Origin of the sequence: Pseudomonas sp. ANT_H4 (genome assembly GCF_008369295.1) — a bacterium.
Lineage (GTDB): Bacteria > Pseudomonadota > Gammaproteobacteria > Pseudomonadales > Pseudomonadaceae > Aquipseudomonas.
In genome coordinates this window covers 258,709-281,286 of the sequence record NZ_VOBG01000005.1, presented here as the reverse complement: position 1 = coordinate 281,286, position 22,578 = coordinate 258,709, and the positions used below count along the sequence as shown (strand labels likewise).

At 54.2% G+C, this 22,578-nt stretch carries 20 protein-coding genes and 2 pseudogenes; 9 read left to right on the top strand and 13 right to left on the bottom strand.

Annotation, left to right across the window (positions count from 1 at the left end):
• Positions 1 to 49: 49 nt before the first annotated feature.
• Both FQ182_RS09150 and FQ182_RS09145 read right to left on the bottom strand, forming a co-directional pair.
• The gene (locus tag FQ182_RS09150; RefSeq protein ID WP_149414679.1) at positions 50 to 1,477 is read right to left on the bottom strand and encodes a cbb3-type cytochrome c oxidase subunit I; all 1,428 of its coding nucleotides are present in this window, start codon (positions 1,475 to 1,477) and stop codon (positions 50 to 52) included.
• A 3-nt stretch (positions 1,478 to 1,480) separates the two neighbouring features.
• Positions 1,481 to 1,921 carry a cytochrome c gene (locus tag FQ182_RS09145; RefSeq protein ID WP_133101017.1) on the bottom strand — a complete coding sequence of 147 codons (441 nt, stop codon included), beginning with the start codon at positions 1,919 to 1,921 and terminating at the stop codon, positions 1,481 to 1,483.
• A 279-nt stretch (positions 1,922 to 2,200) separates the two neighbouring features.
• On the opposite strand from FQ182_RS09145, the pseudogene FQ182_RS09140 reads away from it, so the two are divergent.
• Positions 2,201 to 2,963: pseudogene (locus FQ182_RS09140) on the top strand (transaldolase).
• Between the two features lie 251 nt (positions 2,964 to 3,214).
• On the opposite strand, the gene FQ182_RS09135 reads toward FQ182_RS09140, so the two are convergent.
• A complete protein-coding gene (locus tag FQ182_RS09135; RefSeq protein ID WP_149414678.1) occupies positions 3,215 to 4,396 on the bottom strand; it encodes a sugar transporter in 1,182 nt (393 codons plus the stop codon).
• 86 nt (positions 4,397 to 4,482) lie between these two features.
• The gene (locus FQ182_RS09130; RefSeq protein WP_149414677.1) at positions 4,483 to 5,481 is read right to left on the bottom strand and encodes a bile acid:sodium symporter family protein; all 999 of its coding nucleotides are present in this window, start codon (positions 5,479 to 5,481) and stop codon (positions 4,483 to 4,485) included.
• An 86-nt stretch (positions 5,482 to 5,567) separates the two neighbouring features.
• Here FQ182_RS09130 and FQ182_RS09125 point away from each other — a divergent pair, with 86 nt between their 5' ends.
• From FQ182_RS09125 to potE, 3 genes are all read left to right on the top strand, one after another.
• Positions 5,568 to 6,356, top strand: coding sequence for a helix-turn-helix transcriptional regulator (locus FQ182_RS09125; protein ID WP_149414676.1), 789 nt, complete (start codon positions 5,568 to 5,570; stop codon positions 6,354 to 6,356).
• Between the two features lie 490 nt (positions 6,357 to 6,846).
• Positions 6,847 to 7,278, top strand: coding sequence for a hypothetical protein (locus tag FQ182_RS09120; protein ID WP_149414675.1), 432 nt, complete (start codon positions 6,847 to 6,849; stop codon positions 7,276 to 7,278).
• 45 nt (positions 7,279 to 7,323) lie between these two features.
• Positions 7,324 to 8,649 carry a putrescine-ornithine antiporter gene (potE, locus tag FQ182_RS09115; protein WP_149414674.1) on the top strand — a complete coding sequence of 442 codons (1,326 nt, stop codon included), beginning with the start codon at positions 7,324 to 7,326 and terminating at the stop codon, positions 8,647 to 8,649.
• Between the two features lie 83 nt (positions 8,650 to 8,732).
• On the opposite strand, the gene FQ182_RS09110 is transcribed toward potE, so the two are convergent.
• Together FQ182_RS09110 and FQ182_RS09105 are read right to left on the bottom strand one after the other, a co-directional pair.
• Positions 8,733 to 10,010: an ATP-binding protein gene (locus FQ182_RS09110; RefSeq protein ID WP_149414673.1), complete on the bottom strand. Its 1,278-nt coding sequence runs from the start codon at positions 10,008 to 10,010 to the stop codon at positions 8,733 to 8,735.
• Positions 10,011 to 10,718, bottom strand: a complete 708-nt coding sequence (locus FQ182_RS09105) for a response regulator (RefSeq protein ID WP_149414672.1) — start codon at positions 10,716 to 10,718, stop codon at positions 10,011 to 10,013.
• A 194-nt stretch (positions 10,719 to 10,912) separates the two neighbouring features.
• Here FQ182_RS09105 and FQ182_RS09100 point away from each other — a divergent pair, with 194 nt between their 5' ends.
• On the top strand, positions 10,913 to 12,118 hold the full coding sequence (locus tag FQ182_RS09100; RefSeq protein WP_149414671.1) for an MFS transporter: 1,206 nt from the start codon (positions 10,913 to 10,915) through the stop codon (positions 12,116 to 12,118).
• Here FQ182_RS09100 and FQ182_RS09095 read toward each other — a convergent pair.
• Positions 12,074 to 12,568: pseudogene (locus FQ182_RS09095) on the bottom strand (tRNA-(ms[2]io[6]A)-hydroxylase); the annotation flags it as partial. The gene FQ182_RS09100 and the pseudogene FQ182_RS09095 overlap by 45 nt on opposite strands.
• A 200-nt stretch (positions 12,569 to 12,768) precedes the next feature.
• On the opposite strand from FQ182_RS09095, the gene FQ182_RS09090 reads away from it, so the two are divergent.
• Complete coding sequence (locus tag FQ182_RS09090) at positions 12,769 to 14,376, top strand: recombinase family protein (protein WP_149414670.1); 1,608 nt, start codon at positions 12,769 to 12,771, stop codon at positions 14,374 to 14,376.
• Between the two features lie 216 nt (positions 14,377 to 14,592).
• Positions 14,593 to 15,204 carry a hypothetical protein gene (locus FQ182_RS09085; protein ID WP_149414669.1) on the top strand — a complete coding sequence of 204 codons (612 nt, stop codon included), beginning with the start codon at positions 14,593 to 14,595 and terminating at the stop codon, positions 15,202 to 15,204.
• Between the two features lie 87 nt (positions 15,205 to 15,291).
• Here FQ182_RS09085 and FQ182_RS30870 read toward each other — a convergent pair whose 3' ends face one another.
• Together FQ182_RS30870 and FQ182_RS09075 are read right to left on the bottom strand one after the other, a co-directional pair.
• Positions 15,292 to 16,122 (bottom strand): TonB family protein, encoded by an 831-nt coding sequence (locus FQ182_RS30870; protein ID WP_149414668.1) that lies wholly within the window; start codon positions 16,120 to 16,122, stop codon positions 15,292 to 15,294.
• A gap of 299 nt (positions 16,123 to 16,421) precedes the next feature.
• The gene (locus tag FQ182_RS09075; RefSeq protein ID WP_149414667.1) at positions 16,422 to 16,646 is read right to left on the bottom strand and encodes a hypothetical protein; all 225 of its coding nucleotides are present in this window, start codon (positions 16,644 to 16,646) and stop codon (positions 16,422 to 16,424) included.
• 107 nt (positions 16,647 to 16,753) lie between these two features.
• On the opposite strand from FQ182_RS09075, the gene FQ182_RS09070 reads away from it, so the two are divergent.
• Positions 16,754 to 16,987 carry a helix-turn-helix domain-containing protein gene (locus FQ182_RS09070; RefSeq protein ID WP_048399769.1) on the top strand — a complete coding sequence of 78 codons (234 nt, stop codon included), beginning with the start codon at positions 16,754 to 16,756 and terminating at the stop codon, positions 16,985 to 16,987.
• Between the two features lie 61 nt (positions 16,988 to 17,048).
• On the opposite strand, the gene FQ182_RS09065 is transcribed toward FQ182_RS09070, so the two are convergent.
• Complete coding sequence (locus tag FQ182_RS09065; RefSeq protein ID WP_149414666.1) at positions 17,049 to 17,900, bottom strand: exonuclease domain-containing protein; 852 nt, start codon at positions 17,898 to 17,900, stop codon at positions 17,049 to 17,051.
• Between the two features lie 521 nt (positions 17,901 to 18,421).
• Here FQ182_RS09065 and FQ182_RS09060 point away from each other — a divergent pair.
• A complete protein-coding gene (locus FQ182_RS09060; protein WP_048399773.1) occupies positions 18,422 to 19,051 on the top strand; it encodes a recombinase family protein in 630 nt (209 codons plus the stop codon).
• 72 nt (positions 19,052 to 19,123) lie between these two features.
• Here FQ182_RS09060 and FQ182_RS09055 read toward each other — a convergent pair whose 3' ends face one another.
• From FQ182_RS09055 to FQ182_RS09045, 3 genes are read right to left on the bottom strand one after another with little or no spacing between them, the layout of a single operon-like run.
• On the bottom strand, positions 19,124 to 19,339 hold the full coding sequence (locus FQ182_RS09055; RefSeq protein WP_048399774.1) for a KTSC domain-containing protein: 216 nt from the start codon (positions 19,337 to 19,339) through the stop codon (positions 19,124 to 19,126).
• A complete protein-coding gene (locus tag FQ182_RS09050; protein WP_149414665.1) occupies positions 19,332 to 21,263 on the bottom strand; it encodes an ATP-binding protein in 1,932 nt (643 codons plus the stop codon). Before FQ182_RS09050 ends, FQ182_RS09055 begins: the two co-directional genes overlap by 8 nt.
• Positions 21,253 to 22,452: an SIR2 family protein gene (locus tag FQ182_RS09045; RefSeq protein ID WP_149414664.1), complete on the bottom strand. Its 1,200-nt coding sequence runs from the start codon at positions 22,450 to 22,452 to the stop codon at positions 21,253 to 21,255. The genes FQ182_RS09050 and FQ182_RS09045 overlap by 11 nt, the downstream gene beginning before the upstream one ends.
• Positions 22,453 to 22,578 lie beyond the last annotated feature (126 nt).

Below are 22,578 nucleotides of genomic sequence, written 5' to 3'. Positions count from 1 at the left end.
GGCCCGCTGTATCAGCCGGACCGCCCTCTTGGGGATTAACGTTCAGCGATCAATAGACAATCGGCTCCGGTGCGCCCGCCACCTTGACCCGGCCCCGCTGACGGAAGCTGTACAGGTAGCAGAGCAGCCCCAGCAGGAACACCACGCCACTGGCCAGTCGCGCCCAGAACAACAGAGTCAGATGATCCATCGTGGCCATGAACGGCAAGGCCACACCGTCTACCTGCCAGCGCTGCAACCAGACCTGCACTGCACCGGCGGCGGTGAGGAACAGGGTGATCATCACCATGGACAGGACCATCATCCAGAAGCCCCAGATTTCGATGGTCTGGGAACGCTGGTCCGGCGCTTCACCCAGGCCACGCAAGCGAGGCATGGCGTAGCTGATCAGCGTCATGACGATCATTGCGTAAGCACCGAAGAACGCCAGGTGCCCGTGGGCCGCAGTCAATTGCGTGCCGTGGGTGTAGAAGTTGACCGGTGCCAGGGTGTGCAGGAAACCCCAGACCCCTGCGCCGAAAAACGCCGTGACGGTAGTGCCCTTGGCCCACAACGTAGCCGCACGATTGGGGTGCTGGCGCCGACGCTGTTTGACCATGGTGAAGGCAAACATCACCATCGCCAGGAACGGCAGCGGTTCAAGCGCGGAGAAGATCGAACCGACCCACAACCACACCTCGGGTGCGCCAATCCAGAAGAAGTGGTGACCGGTGCCAATGATCCCGGTAATCAGGGCCATGGCGATAATCACGTACAGCCATTTCTCTACTACTTCACGGTCGACACCGGTGACCTTGATCAGCACGAAGGCCAGCATCGAGCCCATGATCAGCTCCCACACGCCTTCCACCCAAAGATGCACCACCCACCACCAGTAGAACTTGTCACGCGCCAGGTTGCCGGGGTTGTAGAAGGAGAACAGGAAGAACACCGCTAGACCGATCAGGCCGGTCATCATCACCATGCTGATGGTGGTCTTGCGGCCCTTGAGCAGGGTCATGCCGATGTTGTAGAGAAAGCCCAGGCAGACGACAACGATGCCCATCTTGGTAATCGTCGGCTGCTCCAGGAATTCGCGGCCCATGGTCGGCAGCAGTTCGTTGTGGGTCAGCTTGGCCAGGGCCGCATAGGGCACCAGCAAGTAACCGAGGATGGTTAACACGCCGGCGGCGGCAAACACCCAGAACAGGATAATTGCCAGTTTCGGGCTGTGCAGTTCGCGGTCAGCCTCCTCGGGAATCAAGTAGTAGGCTGCGCCCATAAAGCCGAACAGCAGCCAGACGATCAGCAGGTTAGTGTGGACCATCCGCGCCACGTTGAAGGGAATCAACGGGAACAGAAAGTCGCCCACCACGTATTGCAGGCCCATGATCAAACCGAACAGCACCTGGCCGAGAAACAAAATCAGCGCGAAGACGAAATAGGGTTTGGCCACGGCCTGGGATTGGAATTTCAGATATGGATTGACAGTGCGCATTCCTCAGCCCTCCTTGTTTGGCGGCCAGCCGTTGGTGTTGATCTTCGAGCTCCATTTGAGGAACTCGGCCATATCGTCCACCTCCTGCTCGCTCAAGTTGAATTGCGGCATGGCGCGCCGCCCGGGTACGCCCAACGGTTGCATTTTCATCCAGGCGTGCAGGAAGGGTTTGAACGCTTCGTCACCACCCCGGCGGTTGAACACATTGCCCAGCTCCGGCGCAAAGTAAGCACCCTCGCCCAGCAGGGTGTGGCAGCCGACGCAGTTATTGCGCTCCCAGACACCTTTGCCGCGAACGACTGACTCGGTGAGCTGGTCCTGGTTACTGCGGGCGGGAAAGGTTTGTTCGGTGTGGTAGGTCAGTGCCAGGAATATCAGGAAGAAGAACACGCTTCCTCCGAAGTAGATATTCCTGGCCATGCCCTTGGTGAAGGTCTCTGACATGGTCGCTTCCTCATTGCTTGGCAGGGACCATGATAAGAAGTGAGGGGGTAAAAGCTGCTTGATGGCGATCAAGAAATGCCGATGGTTTTAGTCGGGTATCGGCCTGGCGGCGGATAGAGGGGGAGATACGTCGATCCTATGTGGGAGCGGGTTTGTTTGCGATGGTGGCCTGATCATGTCGTGACGAGCGTCGCCGGTTTACTATCCTCACCGACCTGGAAACAGCCCTGGCCTTGAATCACTAACCCTATTGCCCATTCGACACGGAGAAAGCCTCGCATGACTTCCAAGCTGCAACAGCTCAAAGAGTTCACCAGCGTGGTCTGCGACACAGGCGACCTCGACGCCATCACCCGCCTGCGCCCGGTCGACGCCACCACCAACCCTTCCCTGCTGCCTATCCTTCGACGAAGAGGCGCTGTGGGCTAAGGCCAACCAGTTGATCGCCCTTTACGATCAGGCTGGCGTGAGCCGCGATCGCGTCCTGATCAAGCTGGCCTCTACCTGGGAAGGCATCCGCACCGCTGAGCGCCTGGAAAAAGCCGGCATCCAGACCAACCTGACCCTACTGTTCTCCTTCGCCCAGGCCGCAGCCTGCACCGATGCTGGGGTGTTCCTGATCTCGCCATTCGTTGGCCGCATCTACGACTGGTACCGCAAGAGCACCGGCCTGGATTACACCGGCGCCGAAGACCCGGGCGTGCAGTCAGTGACGCGCATCTACAACTACTACAAGGCCAATGACATCCAGACCGTGGTCATGGGCGCCAGCTTTCGCACCTTGAGCCAGATCGAACAGTTGGCCGGTTGTGACCGACTGACCATCAGCCCTGAGCTGCTGCAAAAGCTCGGTGAAGACCAGGGGCCACTGGAGCGTTTATTGGTTCCGGGAAATGCCGGGGAAGCTCGCCAGCACCTCAACGAAGCGCAATTTCGCTGGGCGTCCAATGAAGATGCGATGGCCACGGAGAAGTTGGCGGAAGGGATTCGCCAATTCGCGCGCGATCAGGAAAAGCTGGAGAGTGTTCTGGCTGCGCTATAACGGGCGCTGGTAGGCCGATTAATGGCTGCCGATCTGCTGATCCCGGTGGCAAAAACTCAAACCAATACTGGTCACATGTGAGAGCTGGCTTGCCTGTGATAGCGGTCTATCAGTCAATATCTAGGTAGCTGCCCCACCGCTATCGCGGCATAGGTATCTACACAATGTCTGATGGCTGGCGGACTCCCTGTGGCAAGCGGGCTTGCCAACTCTCCCACACTAAATTTTCTGCACTTTATAGACCGTATGACTCAGCGAGCCATACCCTGGCCAAACCGGTAGATCGCCAGGCAGTAAAGCCCCAACGCCACCGCCGCCAGCAATCCCCCCACCGAGCCGATATAGGCGAAGCCAAACTGCACGCCCACCCAGCTCCCCAGCAATGCCCCGCCGCCGATGCCGATGTTGTAGATCCCTGAAAACATCGCCATCGCCACATCGGTGGCATCCGGCGCCAGCACCAGAACCTTGGATTGCAGCGCCAGGCCGAAAGCCATGATCGCCATCCCCCAGAACACACTCAGCGTCACCAGGTACGAGACCTCGCCGCTCAACGGCAGCAACAAGGCCAGGCACAAGGCGAGCACGGTCACGGCCGCGATAAGAAAACGGTAGGGATTGAGGCGGTGCACCAGGCTGAACAGCAGCGAGCCAATGATGCCCGCGCCGCCGAATACCAGCAGGATCAGCGTCACTGAATTGCCACTCAGGCCAGCGACGCCTTCGACGAAGGGTTCAATGTAGCTGTAGGCGGTGAACTGGGCGGTCACCACCAGGGCCGTCAGCACATAGAGCGCCACCAGCGCCGGGCGCTTGAACAGCATCGGCAGGCTGCGCAGGGAACCCGAGTTCTGGCTGGGCAGCAGTGGCAAGGTTCGCGCCAGCCAGAACACCAGGGCGGCAGCGAACGCGGCGATCACCAGGAAGGTGGTGCGCCAGCCCATGGCTTCGCCCAGCAAGCGTCCCAGCGGAATACCCAGCACCATCGCCAATGATGTGCCAGTTGCCAGCAGCCCCAACGCCTGGACCTGCTTGCCCTCCGGCGCCAGGCGCACCGCAAGGGACGCGGTAATGGACCAGAACAACGCATGGGACAGTGCAATGCCGATGCGACTGACCATCAGCAGGCCAAAACTGGTGGCCACGCTGGAAAGGATATGGCTGACGATAAACATGCCGAACAGCACGATCAACAGCTTGCGCCGCTCGACGTTGCGGGTCAGCAACATCACCGGCAGCGAAGTCAGGGACACCACCCAGGCATAAATGGTGAGCATCAAGCCAACGCGCGCGGTGGGCAGGTCGAAGCTGGCGCCGATGGCACTGAGCAGGCCGACTGGGACAAATTCGGTGGTATTGAAGACAAAGGCCGCCAGCGCGAGGGCGATGACCGGTTGCCAGTTGGCTTGAGGTGTTGCTGAAGAAAGGCTCATTTACAGGTCGTCGTACTCGTTGCGCGCATATCTTGCCGGCCCGATGCCGGCCCTTGAGCTGCGCGCAAAAATAGTAACACGATGGTTCAGGGGTCCACTTGCCCCATTAACTTCGCGATTGTCTCCGGCCGTTTGGCATAACGCTGGGCCAGGGCCGCGCAGACCATTAACTGGATCTGATGAAACAGCATCAACGGCAGGATCAGCACGCCTATGGTGCTGCCGGCGAACAGCACCTGGGCCATCGGCACGCCAGTGGCCAGGCTTTTCTTCGAGCCACAGAACAGGATGGTGATGCGGTCTTCCTGATTAAAACCGAACGCCTTGCCCAGCACCGTGGACGCTACCAGCACCAGCGCCAGCAACACACAGCAAGCGACGACCAGGCCACCCAGTTCCCACAGCGGAATCTGGTGCCAGATACCTTCGTTGACCGCTTCGCTGAATGCGCCATAGACCACCAGTAGGATCGAACCCTGGTCGACGAACTTCAGCCAGACCTTGTTACGCGCCACCCAGGCGCCGATCCAGCGGCGGGCGATTTGCCCGGCTACAAAGGGCAGTAACAACTGCACACTGATCTTGAGGATGGCATCGACGGTGGAACTGCCTTCGCCGTGGACATTGAGCAACAACGCCACCAGCAACGGCGTAAGAAAGATGCCAAACAGGCTGGACGCCGCCGCACTGCAAATCGCCGCTGGGATATTGCCCCGGGCCAGGGACGTGAAGGCAATCGCCGACTGCACGGTGGCCGGCAACGCACACAGGTAGAGCATGCCCATGTACAAGTCTTTGCCGATCATTGGCGACAGCAGCGGCTTGAGTGCCAGGCCCAACAGCGGGAACAGCACGAACGTCAGGCTGAACACCAGCAGGTGCAGGCGCCAGTGGCCGGCACCGGCGACGATGGCCTGTTGCGACAGCTTGGCGCCGTGGAGGAAAAACAACAGGGCGATGGCAGCGTTGGTCAGCCAGCCGAAGGCCACGCCAGCCTGGCCACTGACGGGCAGCAGCGAGGCGAGGATCACCGTAGCGATCAGCGTCAGGGTGAAGTTGTCAGGCAAAAAGCGTGGGCGGGTCATAAGCAGGATCTTCCAGGGGTTGCCAAGAGCATCGAAGCGACTCTAACGTAACGGCTTGTTACCGACTAACGCCAATGAGCCAGTAAATGCCGCCTAAAGGACATGAAAAAACCGTCCGCCGCAGCGTGCCTGGGCTTTCCAGCCTGCCGCGACCGGTGTATGGCCGCACCGAATCCCTGCCCAACCGCGCCCTGACCCACCGCCATAGTCATCCGTGGGTGCAGTTGTCCTACGCGATTTGCGGGGTGTTGGAGATCCAGACCAGCGCCGGGCGCTTTGTCGCGCCGCCGCAACGGGCGGTGTGGATACCCGCTGGGATGTCGCACCGGGTGTTCAGTTCGCCCCATACCGAGATGCGCAGCCTGTACCTCGATTGCAGCGTCACCGCCTGGGCGGCCGAGCGTTGCCAAGTGCTGGCGGTGAGCAGTTTGTTGCGCGAATTGATCCGCAGCTTCAGCGAGTTGCCGGTGGAATATGCCGAGGATGGTCCGCACGGGCGGCTGGCCCAGGTGGTGCTGGACCAGTTGGCCGCTGCACCCCAGGTGGACTTGATGTTGCCATTGCCCCTTGACGGTCGTCTGCGGCAGATCTACCGCAGCTTGAATCTGCACCCGGAACAGCAGACTACCCTGGGGCAGTGGAGCCAGAAGCTGGGAGTCAGCGAGAAAACCCTGAGTCGATTGTTTTTGAGAGATACCGGTTTGACGTTTCGGGCGTGGCGCCAGCGGTTACGGTTGTTGAGCGCCCTGCCCGCGCTGGAACAGGGTGATCGGGTGACCGATGTGGCACTGGCGTGTGGATACGAGTCGACTTCGGCGTTTATTGCGGCTTTCCGCCAGCAGTTTGATGCGACGCCGGGGGAGTTCTTCCACTAATGACCAGGCATAGCCTCAACTGCCCTCGCCGCCAGGGTCAAGGTGGAACGTTTGAGTGTCATGAGGAATCTGCCGCGACATGAAGAATGGCAGCGAACGTAACGGTGATTGCTAAGACCAGAAAAGAATATCTGAATCTATTTTTATTCATATAAGGCAGGGCTTGCGGGTAATGCCGATAAGTTAAGGAAATGGCGCGCCTAACATTACCTTGTGGCGAGCGGGCTTGCCCGCGCTGGAGTGCGAAGCGCTCCCAGGCCGGTCGCTATGATCGTCAGAAAGACCGCAGTGATTGGTTTTAGGGCCGCTGCGCAGCCCAACGCGGGCAAGCCCGCTCGCCACAGGTTATGAGTTGTCCGTTTTATTTCTTAACTTACCGGCATTGGGGCCTGCGGGTCGTCCCTTGGCAAAAAACACCCACACACTCCATCCGACTGGTATTGTGCCGCGCTCCTAAAAAACCAGCCGTAGACCTGCAAGGAAATGGACGTTGAGCACTGACGAAAAAATGACCGGAGACCTGTTCGAAGTCGATAAGCGCCTGGCGCTCAAGCCCGTGGTGGACTTCAATACCTATCTGCTCGCGGCCTTTGGCGATGGCCCCTGCACGTGCGTGCGTTGTGTGGCCAGCGCAGGCGACGAGACCGGTTATGAATTCCAGCACACCTTCAATCTGCAAGGCCAACAGGCCAACCGCCGCTTCGCCTCCACCGCCGGCAGCGATGTCCTGTTAATGCTGAAAAAAGCCTGGCTGTCCTACACCAAGACCGAACTGCCCGGCAGCGGCAACCTGGCGCTGGACACGGTGAAGGACTTTGTCGAGCCGCAGTTGCACAAACGCTTGCTGGCGCTGTTTTTGGCCAGTGGGCTGGTCAAGGATATGGACGGGGAGTTGCGGATTCAGGCGCAAGCGATGGTCTGACCGGGCTACTTCACCCGGACCTGATACCAGAACAAGGAGTTCCCGATGGCCGAACCGAGCAAGAAGATGGGCCTCATGGGCCTCACCACTCTGGTGGCGATCAACATGATGGGCTCGGGCATTATCATGTTGCCGGCCAGCATGGCGCAGTTGGGCGCGGTGTCGTTGCTATCGTGGGTAATCACCGCGGTCGGCTCCATGGCCATCGCCTATTGCTTTGCCCAATGCGGGATTTTCTGTACCCGCACCGGCGGCATGTCGGCCTACTCCGAAGAAGCCCATGGCAAGTCCGGGTTTTTCCTGTGTTCGTTTCTGTACTTTCTGTCGCTGGTGATTGCCAATGTGGCGATTGCCATTTCGGCGGTGGGTTATCTGTCCTCGTTCATCCCCTGGCTGGGCAATGGGCCTATCCCGTTGTTTATCGGTACGGTCGGCCTGATCTGGCTGACTACCGTGGCGAACTTCGGCGGCCCACGAATTACCGGCAAAATCGGTGTATTTACGGTCTGGGGGGTGATTATTCCTGTCGCGGGGCTGAGTGTGATCGGCTGGCTCTACTTCAAGGTCGAGGTGTTTACCGCTGCCTGGAACCCCAACCAGTTGCAACTCGCCGACGCCATCAGCGCCAGCATCCCGCTGACTTTGTGGGCGTTCCTCGGCATGGAATCAGCCGCCCAGGGTTATGACGCAGTGGAAGACCCCAAGCGCACCGTGCCCCTGGCCTGCCTACTGGGCACGCTGGGCGCGGCGCTGGTGTATGTGCTGTCGACCACGGTAATCCAGGGCATCGTACCCAATGCCGAACTTGCCAGTTCCTCTGCGCCTTTCGCGCTGGTCTACGCACGGATATTCAGCCCGCTGGTGGGCGACATCATCATGGCGTTGGCTGTTATCGCCTGTATCGGCTCGCTATTGGGCTGGCAGTTCACCCTGGCGCAAACCGCCAAGATGACCGCTGACCATCGGATGTTCCCGGCGTTTTTCAGCCGCCTCAGCCGTGCCCAGGCGCCGGTATTCGGGATGCTGGCGTGTGCCGTGCTTCAGACGTTGATGGCCTTGTCGACCATATCGCCGACGGCCAGCGCACAGTTCAGCAAACTGGTGAGTCTGGCGGTGGTGACTAACCTGATTCCCTACATCACGGCCCTCACCGGCCTGCTGGTGATGATGCACAAGGCAGGGGTCACACCGGCGATCTACGCTCGTAACACCACGGTGTTGCTGATTGCGGTGGGCTATTCGCTGTATGCGATTTACGCCTCTGGTGAGGAAGCGGTGTTTGGCGCGACGCTGGTGCTTGCTTTGGGTTATCTTTTTTATGGGTTTCTGGCCGGGCGTTTTAGCGGCGATATCAGTGCTCGGGGTGTTTGAGCGCGTACGCAAGGCCCCCATCCCAGCAGCGCAGCGATCCACCAGGGCTGCTCCCAAACGAGACCTGCGTTGTTCTTCAACGCTTACTCCGCATACGCCCAGGTCATCCGAAACGAGGCCCCACCCCACTCCGAATCCAGCACCTCGACCTGCCCTCCGTGCCACTGACAAACCCGCCGCACCAGCGCCAAGCCCAAACCAAAGCCACCGGTGCGACGATCACGACTGGCATCCAGGCGCAGGAAGGGTTCGAAAATCTTCGCTCGGCCTTCCATCGGAACGCCGGGGCCATCGTCATTGACCCGCACTTCATAGCCCGCGCCAAACTTGACCAACGACACCTCGACCCGCCGATCGGCATACCGAATGGCGTTGCGCAACAGGTTGATCAGCGCCCTCGCCATAAAGCGCGGTTCGATGCGGATATAGTCGACTTCACAGGTGCGCAGCAACAACTGCACCCCCGCCGCCTCGGCTTCAAGGGCCACGCTGCCAATCACACTGTCGAGCCAACTGTGGGCCTCAATGCTTTCCCGGGTGATTTGCGTAGCGCCCCGCTCCAGGCTGGCGTAGGTCAACAGCTCCGAGACCATCTCTTCCAGCTCGCCTAGGTCGGCGTACATGTCGTTGATCAACGCGCGGCTCTGCCTTGGATCGGCTTCCTGCTTGAGCTGGTCGAGCTCAAAGGACAAGCGCGCAATCGGTGTACGCAGCTCGTGGGAGACAGCGTTGGTCAACTCGCGCTGGTTGGCGATCAGGCTTTCGATGCGCTCGGCCATCTGGTTGAAGTGCCCGGCCAGCTCACGCACGGTGGAACGGCGTGGCAACAGGATTCGCGAACCCAAGTCGTTGTCACCAAAACGCTGGGCGGCCAGGCGAATATGCTCCAGGTCGCGCCAATGGGGCCGTACCCAAAAATACAGGACCACCGCCAGGCACAAGCCAAGCAACGAATAGGCCCACAAGTACAGCCACCTTGGCTCTTCTGGCAGCTTGATATTGAGCAGTTGCCGGCCGTCGTCGATATCGGCCACGAACTCCATGAAGTCGCCGCGCACCACCACCTGGCCGTCAGCCAGCAGTTTTTGCTCGCGCTCGGTCAGCTCTGCGGCATCACGCTGCATCAAGGCCAGGCGTAAGCCGTAATGGGGTTGCAGTTCAGCCAGGCGGGCATCGCGGGCCTCACCGAGCAGTGGTCGCAATTGCTCCACCAAGGCATAGGCCGGGCCGCGCATGGCTTCACGGTTATACGTTTCGTTGGCTTCGGGCAGTAATTCATCGAAGGTGAAATTCACCAGCCAGATCGCCCCGGCCAGCCCCAGGGCCAGGATCACATACAGACGTAGAAACAGCCGTAGCATCTAGACCTCCCAGGCAAACGGGTTGAACAGATAGCCCTTGCCCCAGATGGTCTTGATGCGCACCGGCTCCCTGGGGTTGTCGTTGAGCTTGCCGCGCAGCTTGCTGATATAGACGTCGACGCTGCGGTTGAGCCCATCAAAGGCGATCCCGCGCATGCGGTTGAGGATGTCGTCCCTGGAGAGGATTTTCCCGGCGGCGCTGGCCAGCAGCCATAGCAGTTCGAATTCCATGGTAGTGAGGTCGATCTTCTCGCCGCCCAGGCTCACCCCACGGCAACTACGATCAATGGCCAGCCGGCCAAACGCCAGGGCGCCGCGCACCGTCGGCTCCGGCACCTGGCGCCGCTGCAGGGCGCGCAGGCGTGCCAGCAGCACGGGCGGCTTGATGGGTTTGATCACGTAGTCGTCGGCGCCGGATTCAAGGCCGAGGATATGGTCCAGGTCGTCCTCCTTGGCGGTAAGGATCACAATGGGGGTGTCGGACACATTACGAATCTCGCGGCATACATGCAGGCCGCTTTGGCCCGGCAGCATCAGGTCGAGCACGACGATCTTGGGCTTGAACTCAAGGAAGGCTGCCAATGCCTCGTCGCCACGGTGCACCGCCAGCACCTCGAAACCATGCTGGGAGAGGAAATGCGCGATCAGCCCTGCCAGCTTCTGATCATCCTCAACGAGCAAGACCTTGCCAAGACCCAGATTTTCCATAAATTCCCAGTATGCGAACGCGGATTGAAGGTGCGTATTATAGGTGGCAATGATTGCCAACAAGAGCACGTTGCCATCATTGAGCAGCGGTTTTCGAAGAAGCTTCATGCTTTTAAGAGTTTTTAACAAATAGCCCGCAATCTTTAACGGGACGTTTTTTGTCAGAGCATGGCGGGCAACTTACAGGGAGTTTTATGCGCAAGGATTACTTGGCGTTCTTCATTTCGCTGTTCCTGTCGCGGCTGGCGGATCAGATCCTGCTGTTCATCGTGCCGCTGATCGTGTTCCAGACCACCAACAGTGTGTCCTGGGCCGGGCTGGCGTTTTTTGTCGAGTCGCTGCCGCGCTATTTGTCATTCCCGGTGTGCGGCGCATTGTGCGACAGGTTTTCCCCGGTGCGCATCCTGCATATCAGCCAGGTTTACCGCGCCGCAGCCTGTGTGGTGGCAGTAGTGTTGTACGGGATGTTCGACGGCATCTACTGGATCGTCGGCCTCTCGGCACTGTGCGGGGTATTGACCACCCAAGGCATCATGGCCCGTGAGGTGCTAATGCCGCATATCTTCAAGCAGTACACCTACGCCAAGACCCTCTCCTACTCGCAAATTGCCGACCAGAGCGGCCTGGTACTGGGCCCGCTGGTGGCCGCGCTGATGCTGCAAGTTTGGGCCTGGCACTGGGTGGTGCTGGGGATTGCCGGGCTGTTCCTGCTGGTCGACCTGGCGATGCTGATCTGGCAGCGCAGCACCACCGTGAACCTGGAAACCTTCGAACAACACAACGATATCTGGCTGCAACCGCTGCGCATCGCCTTCGGTCATATCCGCAACCTGACGGAACTGAAAAAAATCATCGCCCTGGCCGTTGGCGTCAACCTGATCATCGGCGTGACCCTGGCTACCTCAGCGGCCATGGTGATCGGTCAATATGCAGCCGGCAAGGATACCTACGCCGGCTTGCAGGCAGCGGGGGCAGTGGTGACGATAGCCATTCTGTTTTTTCTGGCCCGGGCGACCTTGCCGTTGAAAGTCCTCGGGAGCCTGTCATATACGATGATTGCCGTGGGGGCACTGATCACCGCGCTGAGCCCGAATATCTGGGCTTACGCCGCAGGGTTTCTGCTGATCAGCGGTTTCGACAAGATGTTCAACGTGTACATCCGCAGCATCCGCCAACGAGTGATCCCCGCTCGGGACTTTGGCAAGACAGTGGGAGTCTTGACCTTGCTCAACAATCTGTCCCAGCCTTTGGCCGGGTTATTGATCGCGCTTCTGGCGGCGCCGCTGGGCACGCAGACGGTGATCCTGCTGCTGGCCGGGATCACCGTCTTGATAGGTGGGTTGGTTTACGCAGTTTCAGGCAGGCACACCGCTGTGAAACCGGAACTCGATGTCCGGTGACTCGATCAACTCCTGCTCGGCAGCCCGTACCCGGTCGATAACCTGGGCAATGTCCTTGGCATCACCGTACTGATAAGCCAGCTTCAGATAACCCTGGAAGTGCCGGGCCTCGCTTTTCAGCAATCCGAAGTAGAACTTGCCGAGTTCTTCGTCCAAATGCGGCACCAGCGCTTCGAAACGCTCGCAACTGCGGGCCTCGATAAAGGCGCCGACCACCAGGGTATCCACCAGTTTCACCGGTTCATGGTTACGCACCACCTTGCGCAAGCCCGAGGCATAACGCCCGGCGGACAGCTGGCGCAGCTCGATCTTGCGCTTTTTCAGCAGGCGCATGACTTGCTCGTGGTGCACCAGTTCTTCCCGGGCCAGGCGCGACATAAGGCCGATCAGGTCGACGTGGGAGTGATACTTGGCGATCAGGCTCAAGGCAGTGCTGGCAGCCTTGAATTCGCTAATATCTGCATTACCGCTACGAACCTGTGCATGCCACCCGACACAAAAGCAGCCCCTTATATTTTCAGCCAATGTTTATCCTGTGATATTCGCATGTTATAAATTATTCATCTGAACGAAAAGCCCCGCCAGTGCAGCATACCTAGCACCAGAACATCGGCGGCACCCAAACTTAATTAATATAACGAAGGTCAATAATGCCCTACGCGGTAGGTTATGCTCGTTTTTCGAGTACAAAACAAGGAAAAGGCACTAGTTTAGCTAGACAACAAGAACTAATAGCCGAATGGATTGAAAACAATCCAAGCTACAAGTTATACCCAAAAAAGTTTGAAGACCTAGGGCGATCAGCATCCAAAGGTGACCATCTAAAACATGGTTTCGGACAACTACTGGAAGCCATAAACCAAGGCGAAATAAAAGAAGGTGATGTAATACTCGTGGAAGCAATCGACCGCATTGGTAGATTGCAAGAAATGGAAATGATCTCCTTAATCAATCAGATCGTTAGCGCAAAGGTACAAATAATAACATTACAAGACAACTGTACATATGGCCCAATCATAAAATCCGAGCAGATATGGTCTTTAGTCGGAAAGGTACAGCAGGCATATATGTACAGCGCCTCACTGTCAGAACGAATCAAGAAAAGTTACAGGGCACGTGAAAAGCTTGCCGCAAATGGCATCATCCCAAAACGTAGGACACCAATCTGGCTTGATTCAAATGGAATAATAAAAGATGAAATCGCCCTGGCGATGAAAGGAGCCTTTGAGGATGCACTAGCCGGAATCGGGGAAAGAAGAATCCTGAAACGGTTAATTAGCATGCATATAACTTTTGCAAAAATCAACCCAAGCACAATTAGACGTTGGCTTACCAACAGAATAGCAATCGGGTACTGGAAGGAATGGAAAATCTACCCTCCCATTGTTTCAGAAGAACTATTCTACCAAGTGCAGCAGCGATTTTCAGACGAGTACAAGCCTGCAACAGCACCACGCACACACTTCCTATCCGGGCTTATCAAATGTGGTGAATGCGGCGCAAACATGCAGGTAAAAATCAACAAACACAGCCCATTCACTATGCGCTGTACAACTCGTTGTGCTTACGGCGACTTAAGGTGCCAGAACAACAAATCTTTTCCAGTGCCTATTTTGCTACACATCTGCAACGACACTGCAACACTGGCTGTTGAAACGGCCATGAAAAACCTGGAGCTTTCTACAAGCAGGAAAAAACTTATCGTCATTGAAGGGCAGTTACGCAATATCAGTGAAAAGATACAAACCCTTGTGACATCCCTGATGAAGTACGGGCAGGTCCCAGAGATAGATGTGCAAATTGCCGCACTGACAAAGGAGAGAAAAAACCTGGAACGCGATAAGCTTTTCATTATAGATGACAGCACAGAAAAAAACTCCACATACAACATGGCATGGGATTATCAATACGAACTGATTGCAGACCACCCGATGAGACTAAACGCTTTACTTCAATCCGCCGCATTCAATATAAAGTGCTACACCAATGGTGGCATTGAGGCAAGCACCAAGGGCAACGAGTTTAGCAAGTGCACATACGAAGGATATGACAGAAAAAAACAAGCATATCGCATTTCAACTACCGCCCAAATTCACCACATAACAAACCGAGAAGGAACATTAACAAAAGAGCGCCTGGAACTTTTCAAAAACATGCTTGCTATACAACGTTCAAAAGGCAATAACACGTTAACACCAGTTGAAACCTCCCCCGAAGAAAAAGAGATGTATGTTTTTTATACATCCATCGGCAACTGACCGGACAGAGCACCGCCTGATCAGAAAATTGATGACTTACAAACACAAATTTCGCCTAAACCCAGCAGCGGGCTTGGCCCAGCGGGATATCGAAACACAGGATATTTAATTCTCTATTGTCAAACCAACAACCATCAAAGGAATCAGCTACGCCATACGCCTAAGCTAGAAAACATGACCACTTCACCGAAGCAACGGTACATCCAAGACAATTACATGGGAGTACCAATCAAATGCAATGCTGGATACCCATCATTTGAAAACATAATTCAAGCGCTTTACGTACTGGTATATGGTGCGACAGAAACGCTACGACACCCCAGAGGCTATCACGTCAGAACACGATTCACAGACAAAATGTCCCCAGCCGAATACAGCGCCAATATCAACAACTATTACAGAAAAAAATCCAAGTATTTACCATTAAGGGTTACCGTCATTGAAAATGATGAAACTGGTGTACACCATCATCACGCTGTGATTCTCAATGACAAAAAAGATAAAAGATCAAGTCTTCAACATATACATGCCAAACTCAAACGCGAAGGAAAACTAGCAGACTATTCGATCATTGGCCCGGATCATGACCCATACGGCCACCACTTAAAAAGTCTGGAAGACTTAGACAGCTTTTTCAAGTGGATGACATATCTAGCCAAGATCAAATCGAAACCAAATAGGCACCAACTGTGGAGTGGAAGTAGGAAGGTCACGTCATTACTGAAACAATGGCGTAAGAATGGCAAACCAAACTTACGCCTTGCCAAACAACAAACGCTTACAGAAAAACCCCTGAAAGGCGATCTAGGAGCTTTTGTCGGTCTCTAGCTGGGCAGCTAGCGACCAGGAGCTAAAGCAGCCCAAAGAGGCTCACAGACCGCCAGAAGCCGCATCAAGACCAAGTCGCACAATTAATCAAAGTATCAAATCAGCTGGCTTTAATTTCATAGTGAATAACCTATAACGATTAACGTCAGATGGTTTCATTTCTTGCATCTCTGCCAAGCGCCCAATATTTTTCAATGCAGCTACGGCAGACTTGTCAAACAATGTGTCACCACTGCTCTTAGTCACAATAACCGAATCAACCACGCCGTCCATTTTCAGCGCAATTTGCAATTCAACCTCTAACCCGCTCTGTAACGATGGTGGCCTAGACCAGCCTTCAGAGGCTCTTGCCTTGATCATATCCTCAAAAGCTGCGCCAATATCTATTTCATTAATTAATTCAGGAGCAAACTTTGTTGCCGCGACCACAGGCGGAAAAACCAAGCAGTTTCTCAAGTATATTCCCAGACCAAATTCGACACGCCGACATTGGAAAAACAACTCTTGTCCTGCATCAAAATTCGCGGCAAACTCAATGAAAGGTTGAATTCCTAAAATTTCTGATTTGCTTCCAGACGTTTTCCATGGCCAAGCCTGATAACCAGCCAAATGCACAATAGCAGCGGTACTCTTCCCTTGATCAATAACCAAGAAGGCCCCTTGGTCATCCATCATGACCTTACTGACCCTCCCACGGTATATACCAGGTTTACTGAATATAATCTGGGCTCTTGCTTGGTTAGATTGATATTCCTTTGCAATTTGCTTCGTATCCATCGCCTGATCAAAATGCCACCCAGTGGTGTCCAACATTTCATGCATACGCGTATTGAATTGCCCCCATGCGGTAGGGTCAGTTGTGGCGGCATATGTTACAGACGCCATAGTTGACAAAAGCATGAACAACGAAAACCTCATAAAAGTACCTTTTTAGTGCTAGGAGTTGTTTCGTGCTTTCAACAAGCACATATCAATCATCATGATAAAATTAGCAAACACCCAAACCAGCAGTAAGTGCTCCCATGGGCTCCGTATGAAGATTGCGACAACTAGCGCGCCACCGAGAATACCCGCGACCCAACGTTCCATGTATAAGTAGCCAGCCCCTGGAAGCAATGTATTCAACGCGATTGCCGCCAACAGGCTTTTCGATCTTACTTTGACCACAGTAGGTTCATGACTGGCTGATATTTTTCGCATCACGGCCCCTTACTGAATCAGTTGCTGGCGCTTCGCTGAACACGTAGGCGCCGCAGTGTCGATGGGATACCGCAAATGAACAGGATGACCGAAAGGATAAGCGTCACAGCCGCAACGACCACCCCCACGCCAAGGGCCTGCCGGATGCTGGAGACGTATCCAAACTCCAGCGAACAGATACCGAACAGGCTTGCCAAGGGCATGCTGATTGCTGCGATGAAAATAGATGCGTATAGCTTCATACCGACCTCAGTTACTGTGAATTTGAACTCAATATTCACAGTATACTGTGAGGACGTACGAACAGCCATCACCGACAGTGACCCGTCTTTGAGATGGGGCTGCAAACGTGGATATCGGCTTAGCTTTCGGAAAGGTACTGCGGCAAAAACGCAAGGAAGCTGGACTGACCCAGGAACAGCTTGCACATGATGCTGATATACAGCGTAACTACGTCAGTCTGATAGAACGGGGGATTCACTACCCTACGATTGCGATACTGTTTAAGCTAGCAAACGCCTTGAAGTGCTCCCCCTCTGTATTGATATCCGATTTGGAAAACATGCTTGACGAGCACCCTTAGTCCATATCGCTGCTCACAATCGACTGCTTGCACTACTAACTCGATCAATATCACTACCCCATCACGATGGCCGCAGTAACGCCTGAAAGTCGCTTTCACCCAAGATGCGAATTTTTTGCCCCTTTGAAATTAGTTGTTCGGCTTTGAGGTGTTTTGAGCTCTTATTTTTCCCGGCCAATCGGGTGATGTCTTGATCACCAACTACCAGTAGCGTGGTTTGCTTCGTGACTCCCAGGCCGATCTCGCAACCACCTTCTGCGGCCATGGCAGACGCGTCTTGGCGCGGGATGGACAGTGCTCCAGTAAACACTACGACGTTCCCTGCTAAGACACCGTCTTGATTGACCAATAGCCCTTCTACTGCATTCAGTGCAGACAGCGGCATGTTGACGAGCGAGCACCACTCCGAAGCCGTGGACCCGGTATGAGCGATTGCACGAAGCAATATCTCCCCCGCAGCACGCGCATCTTCTAGGGCATCATGATGCTCGAAAGGAATTTCAAAAAAGGACGCAAGATTCTTCAATCCGTAGCCCGACCGGGAGAACTCGGACCATGCTCGGCGGGCAACCTTCGCGGTGTCAAGCCAAGAACAATCAAAATGGGGCAAGTCCGCATTTTGACAAGCTCGCAGTGTCGCTGTGCGATCAAACGGCATATGGCTAGCCACGATTTGCCCCGTCACAAAAGGCAAAATCTGATCATAAACGTCGGACCAAGATGGAGCTGACGAGACCATCGATTCGTCAATTCCATGCACAGAAACGTTCATCGGGTGAAAGTAATCGTTCGGATTAACAAACGAACTCCATGTTTCGTGCAATTGACCTGCTCGAAATACGGCAATTCCCACCTGACAGATGCTGGCAAGATTGGGGTTTGCGGTCTCAACGTCGATGACTGTGAAATCCATTTGCTACCTCGTAACGTCGATTATCAACTCCATTTATTTCGACCAGGCTAAGCGGCAGACCAGAGCGAAATACCTTCATAAACCTATCAACTGGATGAAGTGATTGCAAATTGCTGGCTCGCACAGGGCCTGTGAATCGGTTTTGCAGAATATTCATCGGCCTTATTCCCAAGGGCTCGTCAACCGATGCGGCACCCCAAGAGCCAGACGGACTCTTTCGAGTAGAAATATGCAGCCCAATCGGCACCGTATGTCATCCAGTGCAGCTCAGGGTGAATGCAGATAGAAAGACCACTGAAAGATAGCTTCCTACGTATTATTCCATTTCGACTCGATACCAGCCGTTATGAAAATACCAGCAGCAACGAGGACTCCGATAACCCAAGGCCGACTATCAAATAGGTCTACTTATCTGGTAGCCCGATTACCTCACGCTTGACACTACCAAAAACCTATTGCGGATAGCTATATGATAGAATTATCATTTACCTATCAAAACAACGACCAAAGGATAATCAAAATTGAAGTCACACCTATATCTCAGAGCCAGCACTAAAGACCAAGACGCACTACGTGCCAAGGCAAGCCTTGAATCATTCGCAAGCGAGAAGGGCCTCACCATTGCTGGAATCTACTCCGAACACATCAGTGGTACTACGCTAGATCGTCCACAGTTGATGCGATTGCTGGATGCAGCACAATCAGGTGAATGCATTGTCTGTGAAAGTGTTGACCGTTTAAGCCGCCTATCCCAAACGGATTGGGAAACACTGAAAGCCAAGATCAAAGCAAAAGGTCTACGTCTCGTCATTGCAGACCTGCCTACAAGCCACATGGTAATTGAAGACAAGGGAATTACCGGCCAGATAATGGAAGTCATCAACAGTATGCTGTTAGACCTAATGGCGACGATGGCGCGTCTTGATCAAGAAAAACGTGTTGAACGGATCAAGCAAGGGTTGGAAAACAAACGCCTTGCAGACCCGAACTGGACGCCTACAGGGAAAGGCAAGAACGTAGAGAAGTGGGCAAAGGTACAGTCATTGATGGCTAAACATCCAACAATGTCGGCTGATGACATCGCCAAACTCGCGGACGTAGGGATTGCGACCGTATACCGGATCAAACGCGGTACACCGAGCTCGCATTAAAATCCATGAACATTATGACCAAGCACTGTACAAGCACCTTGCCACAGCAAAGGCTTGTACAGCTTGATCTAATCAGGCTCGTGAATAGCGAAATTGTTTTTTCACATTCTGAGCAAGAAATTGGCCTCTGGATGGTGCAGCCCGCATCGCTTCAAAAACATGCTGGGGCACATCAAAATAATGATACGTCCCCGTTGTTTTGAACTCGATAATTAGGATCAGTGATTCATCATCAAAACCAACTCTTGCTATCGTTGATGACTCTGGACTTTCAAAAAAATCAATCATCTGTAGGTTCCACTCCTTCATTCCCTTGGGGAGCCACTACAATTGCTGGCTCATGTTCGTAACGAGAAGACTGTTTTCGCCACTGTTTCACTAGTATAGAGTAATCAGATACGCCCACTTCTTGGGCCCAACCTCCAGGCCCTTCAAAAAGCTGACTGCCCTGATCATTAACTTGCCTAACTACTACCTTCGGGTCGACGCTGTCGGGTCTCTGCCCAATCGGTGGCGGTGTAATCAATGCTCGGATTGGCAGGCTTACAGCTTCACCGACCACAATTGCTTCCCCCGTACGTAGCACGGGCAACATCTCGAACAAGCCTTTCAGGTTATCCGCTGCGGCACTGGCTATATGTCCACGATCACTATCATTCGCCAGTCGGAGCGCGAACAACGTTCCACATTGAGAGAGAATAGTCGTATCGATCTCTGCTGGACGCTGGCTAACTAGCATCATACCGACGCCATACTTTCGACCCTCTTTTGCAATGCGCCTTACAACTGCTGAAGCAGAACCTTCATTTTCGCGTGATAGGTACGCATGGGCCTCTTCCAGCACGAGCAATAGTGGACGTTCTCGCCCACCTTCCGGTAAGTTTCGAGCCCAAAAGATTGCGTCATATAATACCCTAAGCATTGCGCCAATCAGATCACTTAGAATGTTCGACGGAATTCCCGATAGGTCAAGAATTGAAACCGGTCGATCAGAACCGATCCAGTCGCGCAATAATTCATCGACGTCCTTGACCACATGACCATCTAGTGCGGGAGCCCAATCACCGGGCCGAAACAAAAATGCCAATCTGGGATCACGCAGCTTGGATGCTAAAGAAGCAAGTTGGGCACGTATCCCAATTGTTCCCGAGCCTAGTTGGACACGTTCATCAGCGGCCCCTGTAGTTTTAACAGTTCTGTAGAGCGGCGGACGCACGCTCATCGCGTCACCCAACTCCTGCGGGTGCCCAGTATTGTCTAGAACGTATGCATGCTCGACCTCCCCTGCCGCCGCGCCCGGCCTGGGAATAAGCGTGTGGTGTTCACGGCGATGAAGTTCAAACCATAATTTATGAATGCAGAACGGGACCGGAGTGTCGACTGTAACATCCTCAAGTTCTACTCCAGTACGAGGATAATTCAACAATGCTTCACGCTTCAGCTCGACGATTGCGTCTGTTACAGCAGAAGCTTGGGCATCATTTAACCGCCCAAATGCGAACGGTACTAGCTCATCAAAACTCAATGCCCAAAACGGGATATTCAACGCTGTCTCATTTTGTGCTGAATCAGCAGAGACCCTAAAAACGGTAGACCTATTTGAAAGCGCTTTCGCGTATTCCCCATGTATATCCAAGACTAAAATTCGTGCAGCAGGATATCTCGACGGGTCTGAAAGCGCATTTAATAGCCCGGCGACTGTTGTTGATTTGCCTGACCCTGTTGTGCCCACCACAGCACTATGCCTAGTTATCAGGCGATTGATATTCACTAAAGCCGGAATTGCTTCTGCACTAGCAAGGTGTCCTATCGGAACGTAGTCTTGCGGATCGACAGCCCCGTAGATGGCTGCCAAGTCTGCGTGAGTTACCACGTGGACACGGTCATCAACTGTTGGATGTTGTGAGATACCACGTTCAAATCGACCACCACGCTGTCCCTCACCAACCATCTGAACCTTGATCCAACGGTTTCCGTAAGCCCGCTTATCATCGCCTGAATCGGGTGCTGCTCCTGCACCTACTTGAGAAACGACGCCGTAGAGGTCAACAAACCCCAAAGGAATCCGCACAAAACTACCGACTTGACCAATTCGATACCCTTCACCACCGACAAAACCTAGCCCTGTGGCTGTATCATCATTCAGTTCAACTGTTACTGAAGACCCAAATACATCTTGGACAATACCTATGAAGGTAGGATCACGCTTCATGACTGGTGCCCACATCGGAACTCTGATTGAGTTGATGGGCGAGAAACTGCCCTAGCTTTTTGAAATCACCTAACCCGAACTTGCATTGCTCTATGTCGTTTTCAGTTACGCTGCTGACAGCTACGCCATGTAATGAATGGCTATCCTGTGACGTGGCATTCCAGTTCCGGTTCAACGTTCCCAGGACCGCGCCATCTTCGGCAAGAATACTTAGGTTAGGTTGCCGCGTCGCGCACAGGATTGCTTCAGAATATTGACTACGGGCCCCATAAAGTAAACCGAAGCACATGGCTGTAGGGTTACTACGTAAGCCATTCATGATCACCTCATTGAGATGCTGGTCCGCGAACGAGTATCCACAACAAACTAATATCGCCTGTCCTCGCCCCAGGAAGTCCCGTAATCGATCAAGCATTGCCAAGTAAGGAAGACGACGACTCTGGTCATATTTCAAATGTGACGGATAGATCATCTGGCGATCCGCACCATCACCATTATTCTTGCGAATAACGTCATTTTCAGGTGTGCGCCACCAATTTATCGACCCATGTAACTTCCACACCCGAGCCCAACGCGCAGGCAAGATATCTGTTTCCATTGAAGAAAGATCGAAAAATGCTTCACGCGCGCCTACAAAACCATCGAAATACGGAACTTTATGCGACTCTAATGCCTGCTCCATTAGCAAGTCATAGTTTGGGGTAAAAACCTCAACAGCATGCGCCCTAGCAATACCACTCATCCATGCAGCAAGCTTGTGATAGGGCGTTCCTTCACCTGGAAGTGGGACGCCCACCACACCTGCGGTAAGTTCGCAGATTCGCTTATCCAAAGCCTGTAGCTTCGGCTTGGTCAATCCATTGATATCACCGTCCCTAACAACATCAATGAGCGCTCGCAAATGGCTGAGAATCTCTTCAATATTCGGGGATGCCCCAACACCGAAACGTCCAATTAGTGCTGTGTAATCAGCGCTAAGCTCCGCATCAGCCGTAAGGGTGGTTGCTACCAACGAGGTCAAACCTGCAATGTCGGGAATCAGGGGAGCGGTGTTTCCATTACCAGCATCAACGCGAATAGACATTGGGCAGCCAGCCCCCAACAAAAATGCAATACGCATTTTATTTGGTGCAAGGGCTTGCTGTAGAAGGGACGACTGTCGATAGGGGCAGTGAGCAAAGCCTGACATGAACGCTCATCCTTGATCTTCAAAATGAAGTCAACTGGGCTTCGGCTTTTGGCTCCGAACTCAGCAGTGATAGCCATACGCTACCGCTCAAAGCCACACACTGTCCACTACCCGCAATATCTCACG

Coding starts and splice junctions, on each gene's coding strand:
- FQ182_RS09055 (WP_048399774.1), bottom strand. CDS start 19,339: ATGATTGATTTTTTTGAAAGTCCAGAGTCATCAACGATAGCAAGAGTT.
- potE (WP_149414674.1), top strand. CDS start 7,324: ATGGCCGAACCGAGCAAGAAGATGGGCCTCATGGGCCTCACCACTCTG.
- FQ182_RS09065 (WP_149414666.1), bottom strand. CDS start 17,900: ATGGATTTCACAGTCATCGACGTTGAGACCGCAAACCCCAATCTTGCC.
- FQ182_RS09110 (WP_149414673.1), bottom strand. CDS start 10,010: ATGCTACGGCTGTTTCTACGTCTGTATGTGATCCTGGCCCTGGGGCTG.
- FQ182_RS09075 (WP_149414667.1), bottom strand. CDS start 16,646: ATGAAGCTATACGCATCTATTTTCATCGCAGCAATCAGCATGCCCTTG.
- FQ182_RS09145 (WP_133101017.1), bottom strand. CDS start 1,921: ATGTCAGAGACCTTCACCAAGGGCATGGCCAGGAATATCTACTTCGGA.
- FQ182_RS09090 (WP_149414670.1), top strand. CDS start 12,769: ATGCCCTACGCGGTAGGTTATGCTCGTTTTTCGAGTACAAAACAAGGA.
- FQ182_RS09135 (WP_149414678.1), bottom strand. CDS start 4,396: ATGAGCCTTTCTTCAGCAACACCTCAAGCCAACTGGCAACCGGTCATC.
- FQ182_RS09045 (WP_149414664.1), bottom strand. CDS start 22,452: ATGTCAGGCTTTGCTCACTGCCCCTATCGACAGTCGTCCCTTCTACAG.
- FQ182_RS09125 (WP_149414676.1), top strand. CDS start 5,568: ATGCCGCCTAAAGGACATGAAAAAACCGTCCGCCGCAGCGTGCCTGGG.
- FQ182_RS09085 (WP_149414669.1), top strand. CDS start 14,593: ATGGGAGTACCAATCAAATGCAATGCTGGATACCCATCATTTGAAAAC.
- FQ182_RS09130 (WP_149414677.1), bottom strand. CDS start 5,481: ATGACCCGCCCACGCTTTTTGCCTGACAACTTCACCCTGACGCTGATC.
- FQ182_RS09050 (WP_149414665.1), bottom strand. CDS start 21,263: ATGAAGCGTGATCCTACCTTCATAGGTATTGTCCAAGATGTATTTGGG.
- FQ182_RS09150 (WP_149414679.1), bottom strand. CDS start 1,477: ATGCGCACTGTCAATCCATATCTGAAATTCCAATCCCAGGCCGTGGCC.
- FQ182_RS30870 (WP_149414668.1), bottom strand. CDS start 16,122: ATGAGGTTTTCGTTGTTCATGCTTTTGTCAACTATGGCGTCTGTAACA.
- FQ182_RS09105 (WP_149414672.1), bottom strand. CDS start 10,718: ATGGAAAATCTGGGTCTTGGCAAGGTCTTGCTCGTTGAGGATGATCAG.
- FQ182_RS09100 (WP_149414671.1), top strand. CDS start 10,913: ATGCGCAAGGATTACTTGGCGTTCTTCATTTCGCTGTTCCTGTCGCGG.